The following is a 20,298-nucleotide window of genomic DNA, read 5'->3' as shown; positions in this document are numbered from 1 at the left end:
GCAGGAAGTGCCTTCCGGATTACCTGCGTTGGAGTAAAATCGCCGGTTGGCAAAAATTGGTGTTTCTACGTGAACTACGACAACCTGACTCGGGAAGAGCTGATTGCTGTGCTGCAAAGGCGCGATGCCTTGGCGCGCTATGGTTTGCGCTGGGAGCGCGACAGTATCCCGCAAGACAAGTCACTCAACCGAGACTTTGTCGGTTTCGAGCTGAATGCTGGGCTGTCGGTTGGCGAAGGTCCCTGGACCAATGTGGTCGTAGAGGGCGATAACTTCGATGCACTGCGTCATCTTGTGACGACCCATGCCGGCCAGGTCAAGCTGATCTACATTGATCCTCCGTACAACACGGGTCGCAAAGATTTTGTTTACAACGACAGCTACTTTGATGCGACCAATAGGTACAGGCACTCCACTTGGCTGGAGTTCATGCACCAGCGGTTAAGCCTGGCCAAGAATCTACTGGCAGAAGACGGTGTCATCTTTATCTCTATTGATGACAATGAGCTGTTCAACCTTGGCTTGTTGATGAACCAAGTGTTTGGCGAACAAAACTTTGTGGCCAACGCAATCTGGCAGAAAGTCTTCTCGCCCAAGAACACTGCGGTCCATTTCTCTGATGACCATGAGTATGTGCTCGTCTATGCGCTCAATAAGGAGAAGTGGCGGCCCAACCCGCTTCCGCGATCAGCGGGCCAGGACAAGGCCTACAAGAATCCCGACAAAGACCCACGCGGCGTCTGGACATCGGGCGACTTGGCCGCACGGAATTTCTACGGCGAAGGCCGATACCCAATTACCTGCCCGTCAGGGCGCGTAATTGAAGGCCCTCCGGCCGGCTCCTACTGGCGGGTATCCAAAGCCAAGTTTGAAGAGCTGGATAAAGATGGGCGCATCTGGTGGGGCAAAGACGGAAATAACACCCCGCGCATCAAGCGTTTCCTGTCGGAAGTCAAACAAGGCGTCGTACCGCAAACGCTTTGGACTTACGACGATGTGGGCCACACTCAAGACGCAAAGAAGCAACTGAACGCGATACTCCCCAAGTCCCGCAACGAAGATGTGTTTTCCACGCCCAAGCCTTTGCAACTGATGGACCGCATCTTGCGCTTGGCAACTAAACCTGGCGATCTCGTTGTCGATTTCTTTGCCGGGTCCGGTACGCTGGCTCAAGCGCTGCTGGCATTGAACAAGGAGGATGGTGGGCAGCGCAGATTCGTGCTGGTATCCAGCACAGAGGCCACGGTGGATGAGCCTGAGCGGAACTTGTGCCGAGACGTCTGCGCCGCACGCGTGCGAAATGCCATTGAAGGCTACGAGAACGGAAGCGGCGAAAAGGTTGATGGTTTGGGAGGGAACTTTGCCTATATGAAGGCTACCCGCGTGCCCATGCATCGCTTGGAGGAAGGCGTCACCGATAACATGGCCTGGACGTTTGCTCTACAGGCCTGTCGTCATCCGCTGACCCCAGCCACTCCTGGACTGTCAGTGTCCGTCCAAGGCGAGCACATGGTTGCCTACTGCAGCAATGTCAAAACGGCCACCCTCGAAAAGCTGGAGGCGGCAATCACGCAGCATAGCGGTGTCGCTGTGGTCATGACCTGGGCACCTGCCGTGGTTGCTGAGCGGCTGGAAGAACACATGCACCGCATCCGCCTGGTTTCCGTGCCCCACGACTTCCGCCGCGCATTTAAGCAAGGCAACGTACGTGATGCCCAAGAAGAACAATCTGAGAGTCAAAATCAAGGGGAGCCGGCATGAGCCGCATTTCGCCACTGGAGTTTCAGTCCAAGCACATTGGCGCACTAGTTGCTCGATTTGAAGACCTGAAGGCGACCTATGACGCCTTGGGCACGAGGCCGGACCCGAAACAGCTGACTGTCGCTCGGCAGAACGGCGCCTGCGTCATGCTCCAGGCACCGACCGGTATCGGGAAGACGCTGATGGCTTGCGAACTGTTGGCAGAGTTTTCCACCAAAGACCGGGTCATCTGGTTCTGGTTTGCTCCCTTTACCGGGGTCCTCGCCCAAGCCAAGGCAGCGCTCACCCGCCAGGCACCGACACTCAATTTGCTAAGCATTGACTCTGACCGCAGCCCAGACAAGCTGGCTGACGGCAGCATTTTTGTCCTGTCGTGGCAGACGGTAGCTGCACGAAGCAAGGAGAGCCGACTGGCCCGCCAGGACAGCGATGCAGGTTGGTCCATTGATGACCTGATTGGCGCCGCCCGTGCCCAGGGATACCGCATTGGCGTGGTAGTGGATGAAGCGCACCATGGCTTTGTTCGTGCTACCGAAGCAGGCCGTTTTTTCGCCCAGGTGCTCGCACCGGACTATGTGCTGATGATGACCGCGACACCGCGCGATGCTGATGCCGGCAAGTTCGCCGCGCAGACGGGCTACCGCATCGGCTCGCCGAATGAATGGGCTTCCGTTTCCCGCACAGAAGGTGTTGATGCCCAGTTGCTCAAGCGCTCCGTCAAAGCGGCTCGCTTCATCAGCCAGAACGCAGATGATGCTCAACTTGTGGCCTATGAAGAGGTTGCGCTGTCCGAGTGCGCAGCCATGCATCGGCTCATCAAGAGGACGCTGGTGGATGAAGGTATCGGCCTGACGCCACTGATGCTTGTGCAGGTGCCAAACGGGGGGCAGGCCATTAAGGATGCCAAAGCGTACCTGGTCGACGTTTTGAAGTTCCCCGAGTCAGCTGTCCGCGAACATACCGCCGATGAGCCGGACCCCAATCTGGACGCCTTGGCAAATGACCCCAGCGTAGAGGTGATTCTTTTCAAGATGGCGATTGCCACGGGCTTTGATGCGCCCCGCGCCTTCACCCTGGCAGCCCTGCGTGGCACCCGTGATGTCGATTTCGGTATCCAAGTCGTTGGCCGCATCATGCGCGTGCACCGCAGCCTCCAGGGTCGCTTGGACACGTCGCCGAAGCTGCTGAGCTACGGCTATGTCTTCCTTGCCAACAGTGCTGCTCAAGAGGGCCTGGTGAATGCTGCAGCCCAAATCAACCAGATGCCGGAGCAGATGGCGCAGGCCGCCGCGTCGACCGTGGTTACCGTAGTGGCCGGCGAACCAACTGTTCAAGTGGTCAAGCCAGGCCAGTCGCTGAGCCTGCTGCCGCAACAGGACAGCACGCCAACTGCAGCGCCGAGCGCAGAAAAGCCGGGCGCTACGCCCAGCTATGTGCCTCCACCTCTGATGGAGCAGTCGCCGCTTTTCCAAGTGCTGACCACTCCGCCGTCAGGCTTCTTACCCGGCTACAAGGAAGGACACACGCTCCTGACCAAGGCATTCGAACTGGACGCCCAAAACGACCAGCAGTTCGTCTATAAGCGCCGTGAAGGCACGCCGGGCTCGCTGGTAACTGAATCTCTGCCCGCAGTGCCGGACGACTTCGAAGATCGCCTAGTGAGCTGCATCGACTTTGCCAAGGTGCTGGGTGACCGCCTGAAGGTGCGCTCGAAGATGACCGAGCGCACCACTGACGTTTTTGACACGACTGAAGCTGTGGAGGACCGAGACATCTGGGCCCAGGTATCTGTTCCGATGATTGCCGAAAAGGCTCGCCAGCTAGCGTTTGAGTTTGAGGATGTGGACCGCCGGGAGATGCTGCAGGCGCTCAAGAAGCGGTTCAAAGACACTCTCATCGCTGAAGGTCATGTCCCGCCCGAGTCCGATGAAGAGCTGACTCACCAGTTGGAACTGGTCCTGGTTCGGAACCCCAATCTGGTCAAGGAAGCCCACAAGCGCATGCGAGCGGAGCAGGTCCAGGCTGCGATGGTCCACCTCCCGGACTCCCTGGTGAGTGAAACGCCATTGGAGCCTGCGGCCCGCAACGTCTACGGCGTGTTCCCGGCCGATATGAGCCCACAGGAACGCGAGTTTGCCGAGCAACTGGACACATCTCCCGATGTGATTTGGTGGCACCGCAATCCCGTGCGCAAGCCGTCGAGTGTGGCCCTGTACAAATGGGCCGACGGTATCGGGTTTTTTCCTGACTTTGTGCTGCAGGTCAACGAGCGAACCGAAGGCGACGGCGTCGCGCTATCCGAAGTGAAAGGCCCGCACTTGCAATATTTCGACCGTGCCAAGGCTGCGGCTGTGCATGTGAAATACGGCCGTGTGTTCATGGTCGGCAAAGAGTTGGGCAACGATGGCAGCTTCCGCTTCTGGCGCAAAGTCAGCGACGGCAATCTTGCAGATGACGGGAAGTTCGAAGTGCCCCGCATGCGCTACTCCTGATTGGAGAGAACAGGCTCTGGAAAGGTACTGTGGCAGCTTTCGGGAAAGTCGGCCGTCTCCTTTGGGTCGTTCTGCGACCCTCAGTCACCCCGCAGATCGGCGATGAACCAAAAAAACCCGCCAGATGGCGGGTTTGTCCAGATCGTCTCTCCTCAAGCTGGGAGCCGCCCCCACCGGCCGCGCCGCCAGGTGATCGAGGGCACCTGACGCCGTTCGGTAGATTTCCGCCAGGAGCACGACCGAGGGTGCGTGAGTGCTGGTGGGGACGACCGGGCAATTGTAGAACTTTCCGGTGTCCGTTAACAGCGCGTTGTGAGCGGCTGTTTCAAATGAAACAGATTGGTGTTGCAATTGGGATGCTGTTTCGGCCGCATCCGGCTTCATTTCAGGCCCGAGCGGAATGGAGCGCTGCCGGATCGTTCATGACTTCTTTGGTCTGGAGTGCAACCAGCTCAGCAGGTTATTGGTTTCCTTAACCAGGACCGCCTCAAGCATATCGGTGGCGTACATGCCTGCACGCCGGTGCTCGTCTGACAGTTGTCCCGCGCGTCCATGAACGATATCGCTTCGGTGTCCGTACATCTTGCGGAATATTTCTCTGAGCCGCGCGCGCTGAGACTCGGTCCGTCCTAACAAGTATGCGTATCCTCCGGGGACCAGGGCTTAATCGGCATGCTTCTCTCCCGGATCGTCAAACCCGAACTCATGGCGGATCCTCGCGGCGACCGCGCGCAGTGCTTGCTCGCGCTCGGCATCGGTCAAGGGCACGCGTATGGCGTCGACCACGGCGCGCAGCTCGGCGACCGTCACGCTCGCGCTCGCCTGGTGGAGCACGACCTGGTCCGGCACCATCGGCTCTCCGTCGCGGCTCATCGCGGCCTCGCTCATCGTCCACCAGAGAGCGATGGGGGCGGCGGCCTCGCTCAGTTTCTCGGCGTACTGCCGCTCCTGCGTCCGGTGCGCATTCGAGTGGGCCAGCGCCTCAAGCGATTCCGCCTGGGCCTTGAGCGCGACCAGCTCGAATGGCCTGTGATTCCAGGCGCTGGCGGCTTCGTGTGGGGTTTCCATGCGCGGGCCGAGCGCACCGCAGAGGTGGCAATGGCCGCTATAGGCGCCGTTGCGCGTGACCACCATGCATTCGGCGCTCTCGCAGTAGGCGCATTGCTTCAGACCGTTATCGTTCATGGCTCATTCCGGCTCAACGCGCGGCCCCCTGGTAGACCTCGATCGGGACCTTCATGATGACCAATTTTCCTGCGGCGGGTTTGTCGCAGTACGCGCTGGACTGTATGAGCGCACGTAGGAGCTGCGTATCCGCTCAATGCGAGGACTGTCTCGCGTGAAAGGACGCGGCAGAGGCGATGGTCGGAATGCTCTAACTCCTCAGAGAGGACTGAGTCGGACTTAAGAGGTGGAGGCAACTTGAGGACGCGTGAAAGCAAGCCGCGCGTGCAGCCAAGTTCAAATGCCATTGCGGCAACCAAGCTTGTGAGTCTGTCGAGTTCCGCATCACGCGGATCGGTGGTGATGGGTGTCTCTGTTATCCCATTGACTTTGTCTTTAACCATCTATCGAGTGCCTCTACTGAGTAGGTTATGCGGCCGCTCGTCGTGCTCTTATCAAACTCTGGACCTTTGCCGTAATAGCGAAGGGAGCCAAGAACGGCCGGCGTGGTGCCGCAGTACGCTGCGGCCTCATCAGGCTTTAGATGTGTTGCGTTTGGCTTGAGATGAGCTGTCCTTCGCTCTCTCTCTGTTTCGGCCATCCAATGCGCCGCGATCATGTGTGCGAGTCGTTCTCTGCAGTGCGCACACTCTAAGAGGTGTGGCTGGTCGAACTCGCGATGTAGAAGCTCATGCATTAGCTTGAATGCCTCCTCGGCCGTCTGTCGCAAGTTCGCTGCAGTGTAGTGACGTGACATGGTCGTGCTCCTGGCGGTGATTGGGTTTTGTTGTTGCCGTTCGGTGCCGCGATGGTAGCCCAGACATCGCGGCACCGAGGCCAAACTAACGTGGGGGTTCTGATCCAATGCGTTTACGGGTGAGGTCGTAAATTGGTTTACTTCCCATCTCATTGACGACGTCCAGAGCGGTATGCATCGTGCGTTCGCAGTAGGCGTCGCCTGCTGAGGATGCCATGTATGCCGACAGCTCCATGACCGCCAAGTAGTACCTGTGATGGCACTCCTCGCAGGTGTGTTGCGTTACCTTGCCCTGGGTCAGCAGCAGATAGGCTTGCTGAAAGAATTCCTCAGCGGAATGATGTTCATGCTCAGTGCATTGTCGGTTCATGTTGGCTCTCCTCTTGTTTCGCTTCGATCGCGAGGAGCGCTGCAGCGAAGGGTTGGCAGTGTGTGGGAAGCAGTTCGATGGGTACCCTGGTGCGGGCCAGGTACCACCAGACCATGATCCAGGTCGTGAGGCCGCGCGCGACCTGGACCTGCTCGATCTCATCGGCGAGGTTGCAGGCAAGCTCCATCAGGGCTTCGTATCCCTGTCGCTCTAAAAGGCGGCGCAACGCGAGGCGAGGCAGCAGTTGATCGAAGTTGCGCTGCGCCCTTTCACTGCGCACGCCTCGCTCGAGCACGCTGATTCCCGCATCGAGCACCGGCCATGAGGCAGTCAGCTCGTATCTTTCAAAAATCATTTTGTTTTTACCCCCAGATCTAATCCAAACCCCGACCGTGGTAATCGCGTCTGACAAAAGCGCTTAGGCGCTGGCGCTCGCCATGCTCATTGACGGCATGACTCGGCGCTGATGCTGTTCAAACTCAACCGGCAACATGAGCTGCTCGGGTTTGCAATGGAAGACGCGAGCGAGTTTGTCGCGCGTCTTTTCTCGCATGTTTGTGTTCCCTTCGATGACCTTGAACGCTTGAGCGGTGCAGCCATACTGCTTAGCAGCGTGCTTGAGCGTCATGTCGCGATGCTCGCGCCAGGCTGCGACCATGCCCAGGCCGCGACGTACATGCTTGAGAACGCCGTCGGGCCATTGCGTGCCTTCCGGAGCGAGACGCGGGCCTTCCGCTTTCGCAGGGACCGACGTAGCTGGCTGGCGGCCTGTCTCTTGCACGACCACCAACTTGCAGCGGGGCTGCTTCGGGTGCGGCGTGAGCTGGTCGACGGTGCAGTCGTATGCCTGGGCAAATCGCCGCATCGGTTCTTTGCGCATGAAGGCGCGGATGGGCAACTCGTACTGGGCGATGTTGTCTGCGGTGCAGCCGTACAGCTCGGCGGCTTCCTCGCGGGTGTAGCCGCGATGCTCGCGCCAGGCGCGCATGTAGTGGATGCCGGAGTCGATGGCGACCTGGACCGGGTTTGGCGGTGCCTCTAGGAATCGGGTCGGCTGGGGGTAGCGCGGCTTCGTGTGGCCGTCTGCTATGCGTTCCTTACCGATCCTGGTGACGCTCGCTGCGGCCGGTGTCGGTGCCTGCGGTATCGCCGGGAGGAGGTTATCCGGGATGGGGGTGCCGCTGAAGATCGCCTCGAGGGCATCGCGGCCGTTCCTGGCGGTGGGGGCGCTGTCCGCGCGCAGGATCGTCTCCCGGAGATCTGGTGGTGCTGATGGTGCTGCGCCGGCTTCGTCCTGGTAGGTGCTGATGGCAACGTTGCCGAGGGAAGACTTGAGACTCGCTCGCTTCGGTGTCCTGGCTTCAAGGGCAGCGGTGTTCGCCCTTCGCGCTGCTGCGACGATCTCGATCATTGCGGCCAGGTCTTTGTAGGGGATGTCCGCGCGTAAGCGGTTCCCTTGGTGGTCCGTTCGGTAGAACCAGTCGGACTGGTCGAATCCGTACATCTCTGTCCCCCTTGAAAATTTGAAACGGCCAAAGCCGCGTGCAGTCTAGCTCTCCGGGTACCTATGGGCATCTGAGAGTAAACCCCTAAACGGCGCCAATCCCAGAATAATCAATGGGTTGGAGCTTGGCATACGTTTACAAATTTGGGTGGATTCTGAAAAGACCTAAACGGGGTACGGAGGGGGAGAAAATCGCGACAAAACGTAACCGGGCGAGGTCGGGATAATGGCGGGAACGCATCGAAAATCGCGTCAACTTCCCGGAGAGCCGCGCCAGGCTTGGATTCTACGTGCGCTTGTACGGCACGTGCTGGATCTTCACGCCGGCGGCTCGGTTCAGCATCTCGCCGGCAATGTGCATCGGCGAGCCGGCGCCCGGGCTGCCATAGGTAAAGTTCTTGCCGGCCTTCGCGGCGGCGATCATCTCCGGCACCGTCTTGACGCCGGCGGCCGGATTGGCGACCAGCAGCACCGCCTGCACCGCGGTCTGGATCACGGGCGTGAAGCCGTGCAGCGGGTCATAACTGGCCGCCGGGGCCAGCTTGAGCACCATTGGCGCTAGCGTGAACGGGTTCGGCGTATAGAGCAGCGTGTACCCGTCGGCCGGCGCGCGGCTCACGAACGAGGTTCCCACTACACCCGCCGCGCCGGGCCGGTTCTCCACGATCACCGGTTGCTTGAGGCGCGCGGACAACTTGTCGGCATACAGCCGCGCCATGGCGTCGGTATCACCGCCCGGCGGATAGGCGACGACCATGGTCACGGTCTTGGTCGGATAGGCTGCGGCGGCGGCCGCGCTGTCCGCGGCAAGCGCCAGTGCCGCCATGGCAGTGGCGGCAAGGAAAAGTCGGCGGTCTCGATTCATCAACAGCTCCTGTGGGGGCGCTCCGCGGCGGGAATCTGGTCGGTTGTGCTCAACGCGAAGACAGGGGGTGGCTCGATGGGAAACATCTCTACGGATGTTTTATTGGTAAAACGCATGTTCACTACAGGAACATTCATCTATCGTAGGTCGCGTTTATTGACTACTCAACTTACGTTAATCCCCTATTGACATGAATACGTTTACATTTGTCGAAACGCTAAGGCGCAATGTGCACACAAGCCGGCAAAGCGTTCGCCCGTGAGACAATCTGGCGCCCTCCGCGCCGCTTGCAGCCCGCCCGCGCGGCACGTGCGTCCAATCCATCTCAACTGGAAAAACTCGATGACCCGAAAAACCGGGCCTGCAACAGGCCAGCAAGTTCAGCCGGCGCCCCGCACGGACGACAGCCCCTGGACGGACCTGGACGAAGCCGGCAGCGGCCTGACGGTGGACAACTTCCTGACCACCATGCTGAGCCAGCTCATCACCCGGCTGAGGAGCACGGTGACCCAGCCCTATGCCGAACAGTTCGGGCTGACCGTGCCGGAATGGCGCATCCTGGCGCTGCTGGCCTACGCGCGGCGGCTGCCCTTCGCGGAACTGGTGGTGCAGTCCACGTCGGACAAGGCGCTGGTCAGCCGCACGCTGCGGCTATTGGAGGAACGGGGGCTTGTGTTGCTGGAGACAGAAGGGAACACGCCGCGCAAGAAGCTGATCTGCAGCGTGACGGAAGCCGGGATTGCCCTGCATGACGAGGTGATGCCGCTGGCGCGGCGCGGGCAGGCGGACGTGATCCGGCAGTTGGAGCCGGAGGAGCGTCGGGCGGTCTATCTGGGGTTGAAGAAATTGCTGAAGGGCCAGGGATAAGGGACACTTTTCCCTGCCGGTCACACTAGTACCGATTGCGAAAGATCGACGCCCTCTTCCCAGTCGCTTAATGGGTAATGCAGAAAGGTTGACTTCTCCGGCTACGTCCGCGCTGGCACCCGCATTCGGTGAACTTGGCATTGAACCGGTCACATAGAACGCGCTGTTCTTGGTTTAACGATGGATACATTTGCAGTTCAAGCGTATGCGATCAGGGGGCTCGCCCCACCAGAAGTTTGGTATTTCGGAAGCCTGGAGCTGGTCTCCACTGAACTAACGCCGGCAGCGAAGTGCGGTTAAGGAAAGCGGAAAAAATGTCGATGACTTGTGTCGCCGTGAACCATTCATCGGAGCGCATCGGAATGTTTCCCGCCCGGAAGGCCAATATGGTCCCGTCCGGGAACACCAGATTAGGCTTGCCGTGGGAACGCTCTTGAGCGCGTCCCGGTGCCGGCGTCGAAATGCTCGACCATGCAAGTGATGCCGCCCCCAGCCACCTGCACGTAACTTCCGCTCTCACCCGTCAGAGAAGCGTATGAACATGGCCCATAGCTACGCAATGACTGGGTACCCCTCATTGACCGACTGAATCTTGCGCTGCGTAGCACCGCGCGTCATGCATAAATTCGTCTCGCAGCAATGCTGCCCGAGATGGTGTACAGAATGACGCCTCGCACAACTCATCGACGCCGCGCGGTAAAGGTGAGTGTGCGGCAATAAACTCGCCGATGGCGGCTTCGTCGGTGGGTAGCCCAAGATTGGGATCGACGAAAGTCGGAAACTGCCTGGTCATGATTGATTTCTCTTTTTTAAACGCGCGCACCGCGACGTTGATCGTCATGTCTGGGGCAGCAACACCAGGTCCGCCTTCGGCGAGCACTTGTTGAACGCGCTGCGTGCGACCAGGGCGCAAACCGCCAGCGTTCCAGCCACTACCCCGAGGGACGAAGAGGTGTGCCCGTGAGCCGAAAATCCCGTCGCGAAGGCGACCGCGGCCATTTCCACCTTACGACTGAGTTTGTGATTGCGAGCCATAGCGGTTGCCGCCCTTCCAGTGCGCGTATTCGGAGTGGCCCGGTTCTCAATGCCGCGCCACCGACCTTGGATATCAGTACTCAGTCACCGGCGCATGCACGGGAGCAATCGATTGGTGCGGCGTCTGCGTGCGCTGGGCGGCCTTGTGCACCATCGTGTAGGCGTAGTCAACGCCCATGCCGTACGCGCCCGAGTGCTCCTTGGCCACGGCCATGACCTCGTCGTACGTTTCGCGGTTCTTCCAGTCGCGTTGCCACTCCAGCATGACCTGCTGCCACGTCACCGGCACCACGCCGGCCTGGATCATGCGCTGCATCGCGTAGTCGTGTGCTTCCTTCGTCGTGCCGCCAGAAGCGTCGGCCACCATGTAAATCTCGTAGTCGCCTTCGAGCATCGCGCTCAGGGCGAACGTGGTATTGCAGACCTCGGTCCACAGACCAGCGACGATAATCTTCTTGCTGCCGTTGGCGGCCAGCGCGTCGCGCACCTTCTGGTCGTCCCACGAGTTCATCGAGCTGCGCTCCAGCGTTTGCTTGCCTGGGAACACGTCGAGCAGTTCGGGGTAGGTGTAGCCAGAGAACGAATCGCTTTCCACCGTGGTGATAGTGGTCGGCACGTCGAAGATTTTTGCTGCCTTGGCCAGGCCCACGACGTTGTTCTTCATGGTCTGGCGGTCCATCGACTGCACGCCGAAGGCCATCTGGGGCTGATGGTCGATGATGATGAGCTGGCTGTTGCGCGGGGTCAGGACTTGCAGTTTGGCGTTCGACATGATGTTCTCCGGTATATAAAAGGGTAATTCAATAAGTTTGAGGTTTTGCCGGACCGCGCATCCGGCGCTCTGATTGGCTTGCTGGTTCTTTTTTCGCCGTCCATGTGCAGCACTATAGCGACCGTCACCCCGGAGGAAATGACGTATCGCTGTCATAGTCATTCAAAATTACTGAATATCCGTCAAACCATCGAGAACCCGCCCGGCCCGGCCAGTGGCGGCCCGGAACCAGCTATCAACGCTCCTCCCGGCCACTTTGATTCGCCCGATGGGCTCGCCCGACTGCGACAGCGGCTTCGCGTAGGCAATGCCCTCTTCCCTATCCTGGATTCGCATCACGGGTTCGACGAATGCGGGAACGAGATGTTCGACCGGCCGAGACCTTTACCGAACTCGGCCAAGACTGACCTTCATCGACGGCTACGCCGGCGAAACCGCGGCGCCTGCCAGGCACGGCCCTCCAGTCCTTACCAAAGGCCCCGGCCGCTACGCCGGCAAAACAGCGGCGCGTGCCAAGAACGCCCCGCCCTAGGCTAGGGAAACCCTCTAGTCCATTCCAACGATTCACCATCAGCCCCCGCTCTCTACCCTGTCCTCACCGACACACGCCCCGCGTGCCTGGTCCCCGACAGTGCGCCGTAGAGCCCATCAAGACGGTCCTACTGCCGCCATCGGGAAAATGCCGACGGCTTCCGTACCGGCGCGGGCGCCGCCGGGCAATCCCTTACAAGGAGCGAGACTTCAATGACATCCCCAACAAAACACCTGTTGCGCGGCAGCGTGCTGATCACCAGCATGGCACTGGCCGCGGCATCGTGGGCAGCGGCCACCCCGGAAGAACTCAAGCAGCTTGACAGCACCCTTACCCCCATGGGCGCGGAGCGTGCCGGCAGCAAGGACGGCGACATCCCGGCCTGGTCGGGCAAGTGGCAGGGCACTCCGCCTCACGTCAAATACCAGCGTGGCGACCGCTATCCCGATCCGTATGCCGACGAGAAGCCGCTGTTCGTCATCACCGCGCAAAACATGGCGCAGTATGCCGAGCGCCTGAGCGAAGGCGAGAAGGCGCTGTTCAAGAAGTACCCCGAGACCTTCAAGATGCCGGTGTACCCCAGCCATCGCGACTTTCGCTACGAGGACGCCGCGTACAAGGACATCCGCACCTACGCGACTACCGTCAGCATGACGCCCGATGCGAATGGCCTGAAGGATGCCGGACCGCAGGTGCCGTACCCGATTCCGAAGACGGCCATGGAACTGCTGTGGAACCAGCGATTCTCCGCGGCCATCGGCACCGAGAAGGCCCAGTACGACCAGGCCGTGGTCTATCCGAACGGATCGATCGCATGGGGCCGGGTCTCGTACAGCATTTTTTCACCGCGCAACAACGGCAAATTTGACCCGAAGAACCCCCTCAACGAACGCACCTTCTTCCGCACGGCAACCGATCTGCCCTTGCGTGACCGCGGCCAGGTGATCGTGGGGTACACCGTCTGGGACCAGGAAGGTTCGGACACCAACCGCACGTGGATCTACAACCCGGGCACACGCCGGGTACGCCAGGCGCCGGAGTTCGGCTTTGACCAGCCCCAGGGCCCCGGCGGCTTCCGCACGGTGGATGACGACCGCCTGTTCAACGGATCGGGCGAACGCTACAACTGGAAGATCGTCGGCAAGAAGGAGATCTACGTCCCGTACCACAGCTACAAGCTGATGAGCGCTTCGGTCAAGTACAAGGACCTGCTGACGAATGGCCACGCCAACCCGGACGTCATGCGCTACGAGCTGCATCGCGTATGGGTCCTGGAGGCAACGCTGAAGCCGGGCTTCCGCCACCAGTATGCGAAGCGTGTGCTGTATCTCGACGAAGACACCTGGCAGTCGGTGGCCGCCGACAATTACGATGGCCGCGGCCAGTTGTGGCGCACCAACCTGCAGGCGCTGGTCTACGCCTATGATGCGCGCCGCTTCTCTGCCGCCACGGTGTTCTACCACGACCTGATCTCCGGCGCCTACCTGGCCGACCGCCTGACCAACGAGGGCCCGATGGCAAAGCTCAACAGCAGCCCGGAATTCAGCGAGGCGCTCTTCTCGCCGGACGCAGCGCGCGGATCGGGCACCTGATCGCGGCACACCGCCGGGCCGGGCGGACCCTTCGCCCGGCCGTTCTTCCCACACCCGCCCTTGCCGCACGGCAAGGGCTTTTTTGCTGAAGCCTCACACCGCCGGTCCGCGTCATCGTGACCGCGGGCCGTCGCCGCGCGCGCAGGCAGCGCACCAGCCCACAGCCGACCTTCCGCTCCGCGTGCGGCGTGCGGCGTGCGGTGGCCATCGATACTCGCTTTGTATCATTGCAAACCCCATCGGTGTTGGACGAAGCCCCGGCGCAGAGGTCAGCGTCCCGGTGACCCCGGAGGCACCAGAAAATACCCCGCCCCTCTATCCAACCTACTGAGATCAAGCATGAGCAAGCCTTGCATCATTTCTGTCGCGATCACGGGATCACTGCCGCGCAAGAAAGACAATCCGGCTGTGCCGATCACAGTGAACGAGCAGGTGGAATCGACCCAGGCGGCATTCGAAGCCGGCGCGACCCTGGTTCATCTCCACGTACGCAACGATGACGAAACCCCTACGTCAAATCCAGATCGTTTCGCACTGGTGCTGGAAGGCATTCGCAAGCACGCGCCGGGCATGATCACGCAGGTGTCCACCGGTGGCCGCTCACGGCCGGCAATGAGATGACGATGGCTCGCTGGTCTCTCAAACTCGGGGGCACTGCCGCACCGGGCTAGAGGACAATGTGCGCATGGACAAGAACAGGCTCGCCCCGTCCAATGCCGCGCTCGTGCGCCAGGTTGCCGAGCTTTGCGAGCGTATGCCCGCCCTGTCGCGACCGCGGCCCAGGCTCGCGAAATCCTGAGCCTGAGCTGAACGGCATTCCCTCAACGTCTGCGCAGACTATGCCCCGCCGCGCGTCGATACGCGGCGGGACTCGTAAGGTTCCGTCAGACAGGAGGACGGGTTCCAGCGTGCGCTTCAGAACATCAGCGGCCGCTGCGCGGCATCGAGTCCGCCGTCGATGAACACCACGTTGCCGTGCAGGTAGGCAGCATCCGGCCCGCACAGGAAGGCAATCAGCGCGGCCACCTCTTCGGGCCGGGCGCGGCGGCCCAGCGGCGGCACGAAGTCGCGGATGGCGTCGCCGTAGCGCGGATCGTTCAGCCCCGCCTGCAACAGCGGCGTTTCCACCGCGCCCGGCGCAACCACATTGAGGCGCACCCCCGCCCGGCCCCACCCCGCGGCGCGTTGCCGCGCGGCGGCCGTGACCGCATGCTTGGAGCTCGCGTAGGCGATGAAGCCGGCCTGGTCGCGCGTGGCTTCGGCCTGCGCGGCGGCTGCCACCATGGCCAGCACGCCGGCCTCGTCGCCGGCAAGATAGGCATCGCGCAGCGGACTGCCCTCCCACGATTGCAGCGTGGCCGAATTCGACGACACCACCACCGCGCCCGGGTCCGAGCCCTGGCATAGCGCCTCGAACAAACCGTCGAGCAAGGCCACCACGCCGAAGTAGTTGACCGACGCCACCAGCGTGGCGGGGTCGACATGCGGGCCCAGCCCGGCGCAGCACACCAACTGGTCGATGCGGCCGCCCGCGCACGACAGCACGGCATCGATGGCGCCAGCGCGCCCCTGCCCGGTGGACAGGTCGGCAAGGATGTCCGCGTCGCGCAGGTCCACGCCGATCACCCGGCAGCCGTCGGCCAGCATGCGCTGGCGCACCGCCGCGCCCATGCCGGACGCGGCGCCGGTAACCACCACGGTCCTCATGGTCAACCCTCGAACACGTGCCGCAGCACCGGCTGCTCGATGTTGGCCAGGTTCATCTCGACCACGCGCCGCGCCACGCTGGACGCGCGCACCTGTTCCACGTCCGTGTAGAACTGCTGGTACCAGTCCCGCATCTGGTACATCGGCCCGTCGCCTTCGCACAGCAACGGGTTGTCGATGCGGATCTTGCGGTCCCAGATCGCCACGTCCTCGTAGAACGCAGCGCGCGCCTGCTCCACATACGCTTGCGCCATGGCGCGGTTCTGTTCCTCGGACAGCCCCGGGATCTTCTTCACCAGCACGCCATAGCGCAGCACGAAACTGTTCAGGTCGATCGGCACATGGCAGTTGAGCAGGATCGAGTGGATCTGCTGGTCGCCCATCTGGCCCGTCATCTCGGTGATGTGGTAAGCCGGCCCGAAATACGTGGACAGCGCGGTAAGCCGCGCATCGCCGGACAGGCGCGCGCTGCGCCCGATCATCAGCTGCGTGGCCTTGTGGTCTTCGAACAGGTTGGCGAAGTAGTCGACGGGCGAGCCATGTACCACGCCAAAATGCGCCATGTCGGAGATGTTGTCGACCAGCTCGCGGCAGTTGGTGCCAATCACCATCTCGTCGATGGCCCAGTCCGACCACTCCGGCGAATAGCAGGCGTCGATGCGCGGGATGGCCACTTCCGGCGGCGCCGGGCGGCCCTCCGGATCGTTCCAGATGAACAGCAACTTGTTCTGCTCGCAAGTCTCCCAGGCGCCGACGCGCGCCTTGGGCGGCACACGCTTGCAGTAGGGGATGGACTTGCAGCCGCCGTCGCCGCCCCACTGCCAGCCGTGGAACGGGCACACCAGGTTGTCGCCCTGCACGGTGCCGGTGCTGAGGTCGGCGCCCATGTGCGGGCAGTGGCCGTCGATCACGCGGATGGCGCCGGTCGAGTCGGCGAACGCGGCCAGGCGGCGGCCGAAGATGTCCAGCGTGTGCGGCTTTCCGTCGCGGTAGGCGTCGGCAAGCCCGAGGCAGTGCCAGCCGCGCGCGTAGCGCTCCGCGGGCGGGCGTGATTCGATCTTGTAGCCGCTGATGCCGTTCGTGCTCATGGTGTCTCCTTGATATCCCGTGGGAACTTCAAGATAAGAGCGTCCGGGCGGCGGCTCATCGTCCCATCGGACTACTGCATTGCGACCATCCGCGCCAGCGCCGGGTCGTTGCCGGGACCATGCACGCAGCTGACACCGGCGGGGTCGTAGATACGGGCCACGCAGCCATTGCAGCTGTCGCAGGCCGAGCGCTGCACCGTGCCGCGATGCCAGTTGGCCACCAGCGCGGGATCATGGATCAGCGCACGTGCCAGCGCGATGCCGTCGAAGCCCTCTTCCATGATCTGCGCCACATTGCCGATCGACTTGACGCCGCCAACGTATGCGAGCGGCATGCGCACCGCCTGCCTCACCACGCGCGATGCTTCAAGGAAATACAGTTCGCGGAAGGCCAGGTCGCGCGGCGTGCGCTTCTCAAGCATGGTGATGCCGAGGCGGGCCAGCGCGGTGGGCGCCGCGGCCTTCATCTGCGCCGTCGGCATCGGGCTGCCGAACAGCGCCCACGGGCTTTCCACGTTGCGCCCGCCACTGAGCGTCAGCAGATCGGCCCCCTCCGCCTCGAGGATGCGCGCGGTCGCGGCGGAGTCCCCGGGCTGGTTGCCACCCGGCACGAAGTCGCTGACGCTGAGCTTGCAGCACACCGCCAGGCCGGCACCGACGGCATCCTTCACCAGCCGCAGCACCGCCGCAGGGAAGCGTGTCCTGTTCTCCACGCTGCCGCCGAACGGATCGCGCCGCCGGTTGCTCAGCGGCGACAGGAACTGGTTGAGCAGGTAGCCATGTCCCATGTGGATCTCGACCGCATCGAAACCGGCCTCGCGCGCCAGCCGCGCCGCCTCGGCGAACTGACAGGCGACCCGCGCCATGTCGGCCTCGCGCATGGCGCGCTGGAAATACACGCCGTGCATCATGCCGAAGGCATTGAGGCCGGACGATGCGCTGCCCGGCGCGCGGCTGCCGCCGTGGCGCATGGTCGTGAAGGAGCCCGCGTGGGTGATCTGCAGGCAGGCCGCCGCGCCTTCGCGATGCACGGCGTCGGTCAGCACGCGCAGGTGCGGCACTTGCTCCGCGCGCATGCTGATCTGGTGCGGGAAAGTCAGCCCGTCGTCGGCCACGGCCGCGTAGGCTACCGTGGTCATGCCCACGCCGCCCGCGGCAAGATCGCGGTGATGCCGGACCAGCGCCTGCGTGGGCAGGCCGTGTGGCGTCATGCCTTCGTTCGCGCCCGCCTTGATGAAGCGGTTGCGCAGCGTGAGCGGGCCGATGCGCAGCGGCGTGAAGGCCGCTGCGGCGGATGCCTGGGTATCGCGCATCTTGTCTCTCCGGTGTCGGTTTCGTGGCTCAGGTCGCGTCCGATTTCAGCGCGTGCGCCGGCGCTGCTGTCTGGCCGCTTGCGGCCACCGCGGCAGTGCTGGCCGCGGCGCGCGCACGCTCCTCGTCCTCCACACCCAGCCACGCCGCCAGCGCCGGCAGCAAGGATACCGCGCCGAACAGGTTCACCAGGAACATGAAGGCCAGCAGGATGCCCATGTCGGCCTGGAACTTGAGCGCGGCAAAGGCCCAGGTGCCCACGCCGATGCACATTGTCAGCGCGGTGAACAGCGCCGCCGAGCCGCGCTGGCGCATGGCCTCGGCGAAGGCCTGCGGCAAGGACTGCCCTTCTTCGCGGATCTGGTGCTGGATGCGCTCGTACAGGTAGATGCCATAGTCGACGCCCACGCCCACGCCCAGCGTGATGACTGGCAAGGTCGAAACCTTCAGGCCGATGCCGAGCCGCGCCATCAGCGCATTGCACAGCACCGACACCAGGGTCAGCGGCACGATGATGCACAGCACCGCGCGCCAGGAGCGGAACGTCAGCAGGCACAGCAGCGTGATCGCGCCGAAGATCGCCAGCAGCATCGCCACCTCGGCCTCTTCCACCGCTTCGTTGGTGGCCGCCATCACGCCGATATTGCCGCCGGCCAGGCGGAACGCCACGTTGGGCGTCTTGTCGGTGGCGTTGAAGCGGCGGATCTCCCGGATGATGTGCGCAATCGTCGCGCCTTCATGGTTGGCGGTGTAAATCAGCACCTGGATGGCCTGGCAGTTGGACGTGTTCATGCCGTTGTCCGGGTCATAGGCCTTGGCGCCCTGGCTCAGGCCGTCGCTGCTGCGCGGCAGCGCTTCCCAGCGCGGATTGCCCTCGTTGTAGGCGCCGATCACCACCTTGGCCAGCGACGACACGCTGATCACCGACTGCACGCCGGACACGCCGCGCATATGCATCTCGAAGCGTTCCACCGCGCTCATCACCGGGTAGTGCAGGCAGCCGTCGTCGAAGCCGGTCGGCTCCACCACCACGGTCAACGCATCCGAGCCGATGTTGTACTGGCTCACGATATTCGCGCTGTCGCGGTTATAGCGGGAATCCGCACGCAGCTCCGGCGCACCGGTGCCGACATCGCCGATCTTCAGGCCGCGCGACTCGATCGCACCGACGGCCAGCAGCGCCAGCGCCGCCACGAACACCCCGAGTGCGGGCGCCGGACGCGCCAGTGCGCCGAACCTGCGCCACAGCCCGCCGCCGGCCTGGGCACGCTGCACCTGCGCGCGTGCCAGCGCCGACGGCTCCAGCCGCGTGTACGACAGCAGGATCGGCAGGAACACCTTGTTGGTCACGATCATCAGCAGCACGCCCAGGCAGGCGGTGATGCCGAGCTCGCGCACGATATCGATCTCGATGCGCATGATGACCATGAAGCCCAGCGCATTGGTCAGCAACGCCACCGTGCCTGGAATGAACAGCTTGCGGAAGGCCGCGCCGGCGCTATCCAGTGCAGAGAGCCCCTGCACCACCTCCTGCTTCCAGGCGTTGGTCATCTGCACCGCATGCGAGACCCCGATCGAGAAGATCAGGAACGGCACCAGGATCGACATCGGATCGATGCCGTAGCCCAGCAGCGGCAGCAGGCCCAACAGCCAGCACACCGGCAGCAGCGCCACCGCCAATGCCAGCACCGTGATGCGCAGCGAACGCGTGTACAGCCACAGCAGCAGCGCCGTGACGGCAAAGGCCAGTGCGAAGAAGCCCATCACGCCCGCGATCCCGTCCTCGACATCGCCCACCAGCTTGGCGAAGCCGACCACGTTGACTTCGACATCGGTGCCGCTGAACTGCGCGCGGATCTTCTCGAGCTGGCGCGCCACCGAGCCGTAGTCGATGGTCTTGCCGGTGGCCGGGTCGGTCTCGCGCAGCTCCGCGCGGATCAGCGCGGACTTCAGGTCGTTGCTGACCAGCCGGCCGATCTGGCCGGAACGCGCCACATTGCGGCGGACCTTGTCGAGTTCGTCCGGCGCACCGGAGAAACGCCCCGGCACCACTACGTCGCCGCGAAAGCCCGCTTCGGTCACCTCGGTGTAGCGCACGTTCGGCGTGAACAGCGAGAACACGCGCGAGCGGTCCACGCCGGGGATGAAGAACACTTCATCGGTGGCGTGGCGCAGCTTGTCCATGAAGGCGGCGTTGTAGATATCGCCGTCGCCCTTCCAGCGCAGGCTCACCAGCACGGTATTGGCACCGGAGAAGGTGCTCGCGTACTTGGTGAACACCTGCATGTACGGGTGCTGCAGCGGGATCATCTTGTTGAAGCCGGGATCGAGCCGCAGGCGCGTGGCGGAGAAGCCAAGCGCCACGGTCACGGCCAGGCATAGCAACATCAGCAGGCGGCGCTGGCGCAACAGCACGCTGGCGCAGGCGTCGACAAAGCGGCCCAGGCGGCCGGGGGAATGGGGGCGGGTCATGATCGTTCT

At 62.7% G+C, this 20,298-nt stretch carries 16 protein-coding genes and 1 pseudogene; 6 read left to right on the top strand and 11 right to left on the bottom strand.

The genetic code is table 11. The features are described 5' to 3' along the window. Window positions 1–69: 69 nt before the first annotated feature. Both AC3FKG_RS26610 and AC3FKG_RS26605 read left to right on the top strand, forming a co-directional pair. Window positions 70–1,761: a site-specific DNA-methyltransferase gene (locus AC3FKG_RS26610; RefSeq protein WP_488744569.1), complete on the top strand. Its 1,692-nt coding sequence runs from the start codon at window positions 70–72 to the stop codon at window positions 1,759–1,761. Further along, window positions 1,758–4,253 (top strand): DEAD/DEAH box helicase, encoded by a 2,496-nt coding sequence (locus AC3FKG_RS26605; RefSeq protein WP_488744568.1) that lies wholly within the window; start codon window positions 1,758–1,760, stop codon window positions 4,251–4,253. Before AC3FKG_RS26610 ends, AC3FKG_RS26605 begins: the two co-directional genes overlap by 4 nt. A gap of 663 nt (window positions 4,254–4,916) precedes the next feature. Here AC3FKG_RS26605 and AC3FKG_RS26600 read toward each other — a convergent pair. The 5 genes and pseudogenes from AC3FKG_RS26600 to AC3FKG_RS26580 all read right to left on the bottom strand — a co-directional run. After that, window positions 4,917–5,438 carry a hypothetical protein gene (locus AC3FKG_RS26600; protein WP_488744567.1) on the bottom strand — a complete coding sequence of 174 codons (522 nt, stop codon included), beginning with the start codon at window positions 5,436–5,438 and terminating at the stop codon, window positions 4,917–4,919. An 821-nt stretch (window positions 5,439–6,259) separates the two neighbouring features. Continuing rightward, complete coding sequence (locus AC3FKG_RS26595) at window positions 6,260–6,544, bottom strand: hypothetical protein (protein WP_488744566.1); 285 nt, start codon at window positions 6,542–6,544, stop codon at window positions 6,260–6,262. After that, a complete protein-coding gene (locus AC3FKG_RS26590) occupies window positions 6,525–6,899 on the bottom strand; it encodes a hypothetical protein (protein ID WP_488744565.1) in 375 nt (124 codons plus the stop codon). The genes AC3FKG_RS26595 and AC3FKG_RS26590 overlap by 20 nt, the downstream gene beginning before the upstream one ends. A gap of 63 nt (window positions 6,900–6,962) precedes the next feature. After that, on the bottom strand, window positions 6,963–8,048 hold the full coding sequence (locus tag AC3FKG_RS26585) for a helix-turn-helix transcriptional regulator (protein WP_488744564.1): 1,086 nt from the start codon (window positions 8,046–8,048) through the stop codon (window positions 6,963–6,965). 295 nt (window positions 8,049–8,343) lie between these two features. Further along, a pseudogene (locus AC3FKG_RS26580) lies at window positions 8,344–8,913 on the bottom strand (tripartite tricarboxylate transporter substrate-binding protein); the annotation flags it as partial. Between the two features lie 342 nt (window positions 8,914–9,255). On the opposite strand from AC3FKG_RS26580, the gene AC3FKG_RS26575 reads away from it, so the two are divergent. Beyond that, window positions 9,256–9,780, top strand: a complete 525-nt coding sequence (locus tag AC3FKG_RS26575) for a MarR family winged helix-turn-helix transcriptional regulator (protein WP_483712077.1) — start codon at window positions 9,256–9,258, stop codon at window positions 9,778–9,780. Between the two features lie 574 nt (window positions 9,781–10,354). Here AC3FKG_RS26575 and AC3FKG_RS26570 read toward each other — a convergent pair. Together AC3FKG_RS26570 and AC3FKG_RS26565 are read right to left on the bottom strand one after the other, a co-directional pair. After that, window positions 10,355–10,621: a DUF2789 family protein gene (locus AC3FKG_RS26570; protein WP_488744563.1), complete on the bottom strand. Its 267-nt coding sequence runs from the start codon at window positions 10,619–10,621 to the stop codon at window positions 10,355–10,357. Between the two features lie 267 nt (window positions 10,622–10,888). Next, entirely contained in the window at window positions 10,889–11,587 is a 699-nt protein-coding gene (locus AC3FKG_RS26565) for a hydrolase (RefSeq protein ID WP_483712079.1), read from the bottom strand. 744 nt (window positions 11,588–12,331) lie between these two features. Here AC3FKG_RS26565 and AC3FKG_RS26560 point away from each other — a divergent pair. The 3 genes from AC3FKG_RS26560 to AC3FKG_RS26550 all read left to right on the top strand — a co-directional run bounded on the left by AC3FKG_RS26560 (window position 12,332) and on the right by AC3FKG_RS26550 (window position 14,510). Beyond that, a complete protein-coding gene (locus AC3FKG_RS26560; RefSeq protein ID WP_483712080.1) occupies window positions 12,332–13,711 on the top strand; it encodes a DUF1329 domain-containing protein in 1,380 nt (459 codons plus the stop codon). A 339-nt stretch (window positions 13,712–14,050) separates the two neighbouring features. Further along, the gene (locus tag AC3FKG_RS26555) at window positions 14,051–14,332 is read left to right on the top strand and encodes a 3-keto-5-aminohexanoate cleavage protein (protein ID WP_488744562.1); all 282 of its coding nucleotides are present in this window, start codon (window positions 14,051–14,053) and stop codon (window positions 14,330–14,332) included. A gap of 64 nt (window positions 14,333–14,396) precedes the next feature. Then, the gene (locus AC3FKG_RS26550; protein ID WP_483712081.1) at window positions 14,397–14,510 is read left to right on the top strand and encodes a hypothetical protein; all 114 of its coding nucleotides are present in this window, start codon (window positions 14,397–14,399) and stop codon (window positions 14,508–14,510) included. Window positions 14,511–14,626: 116 nt separating this feature from the next. On the opposite strand, the gene AC3FKG_RS26545 is transcribed toward AC3FKG_RS26550, so the two are convergent. The 4 genes from AC3FKG_RS26545 to AC3FKG_RS26530 form a co-directional block, all read right to left on the bottom strand. Then, window positions 14,627–15,418, bottom strand: a complete 792-nt coding sequence (locus tag AC3FKG_RS26545; protein ID WP_488744561.1) for an SDR family oxidoreductase — start codon at window positions 15,416–15,418, stop codon at window positions 14,627–14,629. A gap of 2 nt (window positions 15,419–15,420) precedes the next feature. Then, complete coding sequence (locus AC3FKG_RS26540) at window positions 15,421–16,506, bottom strand: 3-ketosteroid-9-alpha-monooxygenase, oxygenase component (RefSeq protein WP_483712083.1); 1,086 nt, start codon at window positions 16,504–16,506, stop codon at window positions 15,421–15,423. Between the two features lie 71 nt (window positions 16,507–16,577). Further along, a complete protein-coding gene (locus tag AC3FKG_RS26535; RefSeq protein WP_488744560.1) occupies window positions 16,578–17,819 on the bottom strand; it encodes an NADH:flavin oxidoreductase in 1,242 nt (413 codons plus the stop codon). A 28-nt stretch (window positions 17,820–17,847) separates the two neighbouring features. Further along, window positions 17,848–20,289: an efflux RND transporter permease subunit gene (locus AC3FKG_RS26530; protein ID WP_488744559.1), complete on the bottom strand. Its 2,442-nt coding sequence runs from the start codon at window positions 20,287–20,289 to the stop codon at window positions 17,848–17,850. Window positions 20,290–20,298: the final 9 nt, after the last annotated feature.

Source organism: Cupriavidus sp. 22TCCZM04-2, from assembly GCF_057798895.1.
The sequence above is the reverse complement of the archived record's forward strand: the minus strand, read 5'-3'. Positions and strand labels throughout refer to the sequence as shown.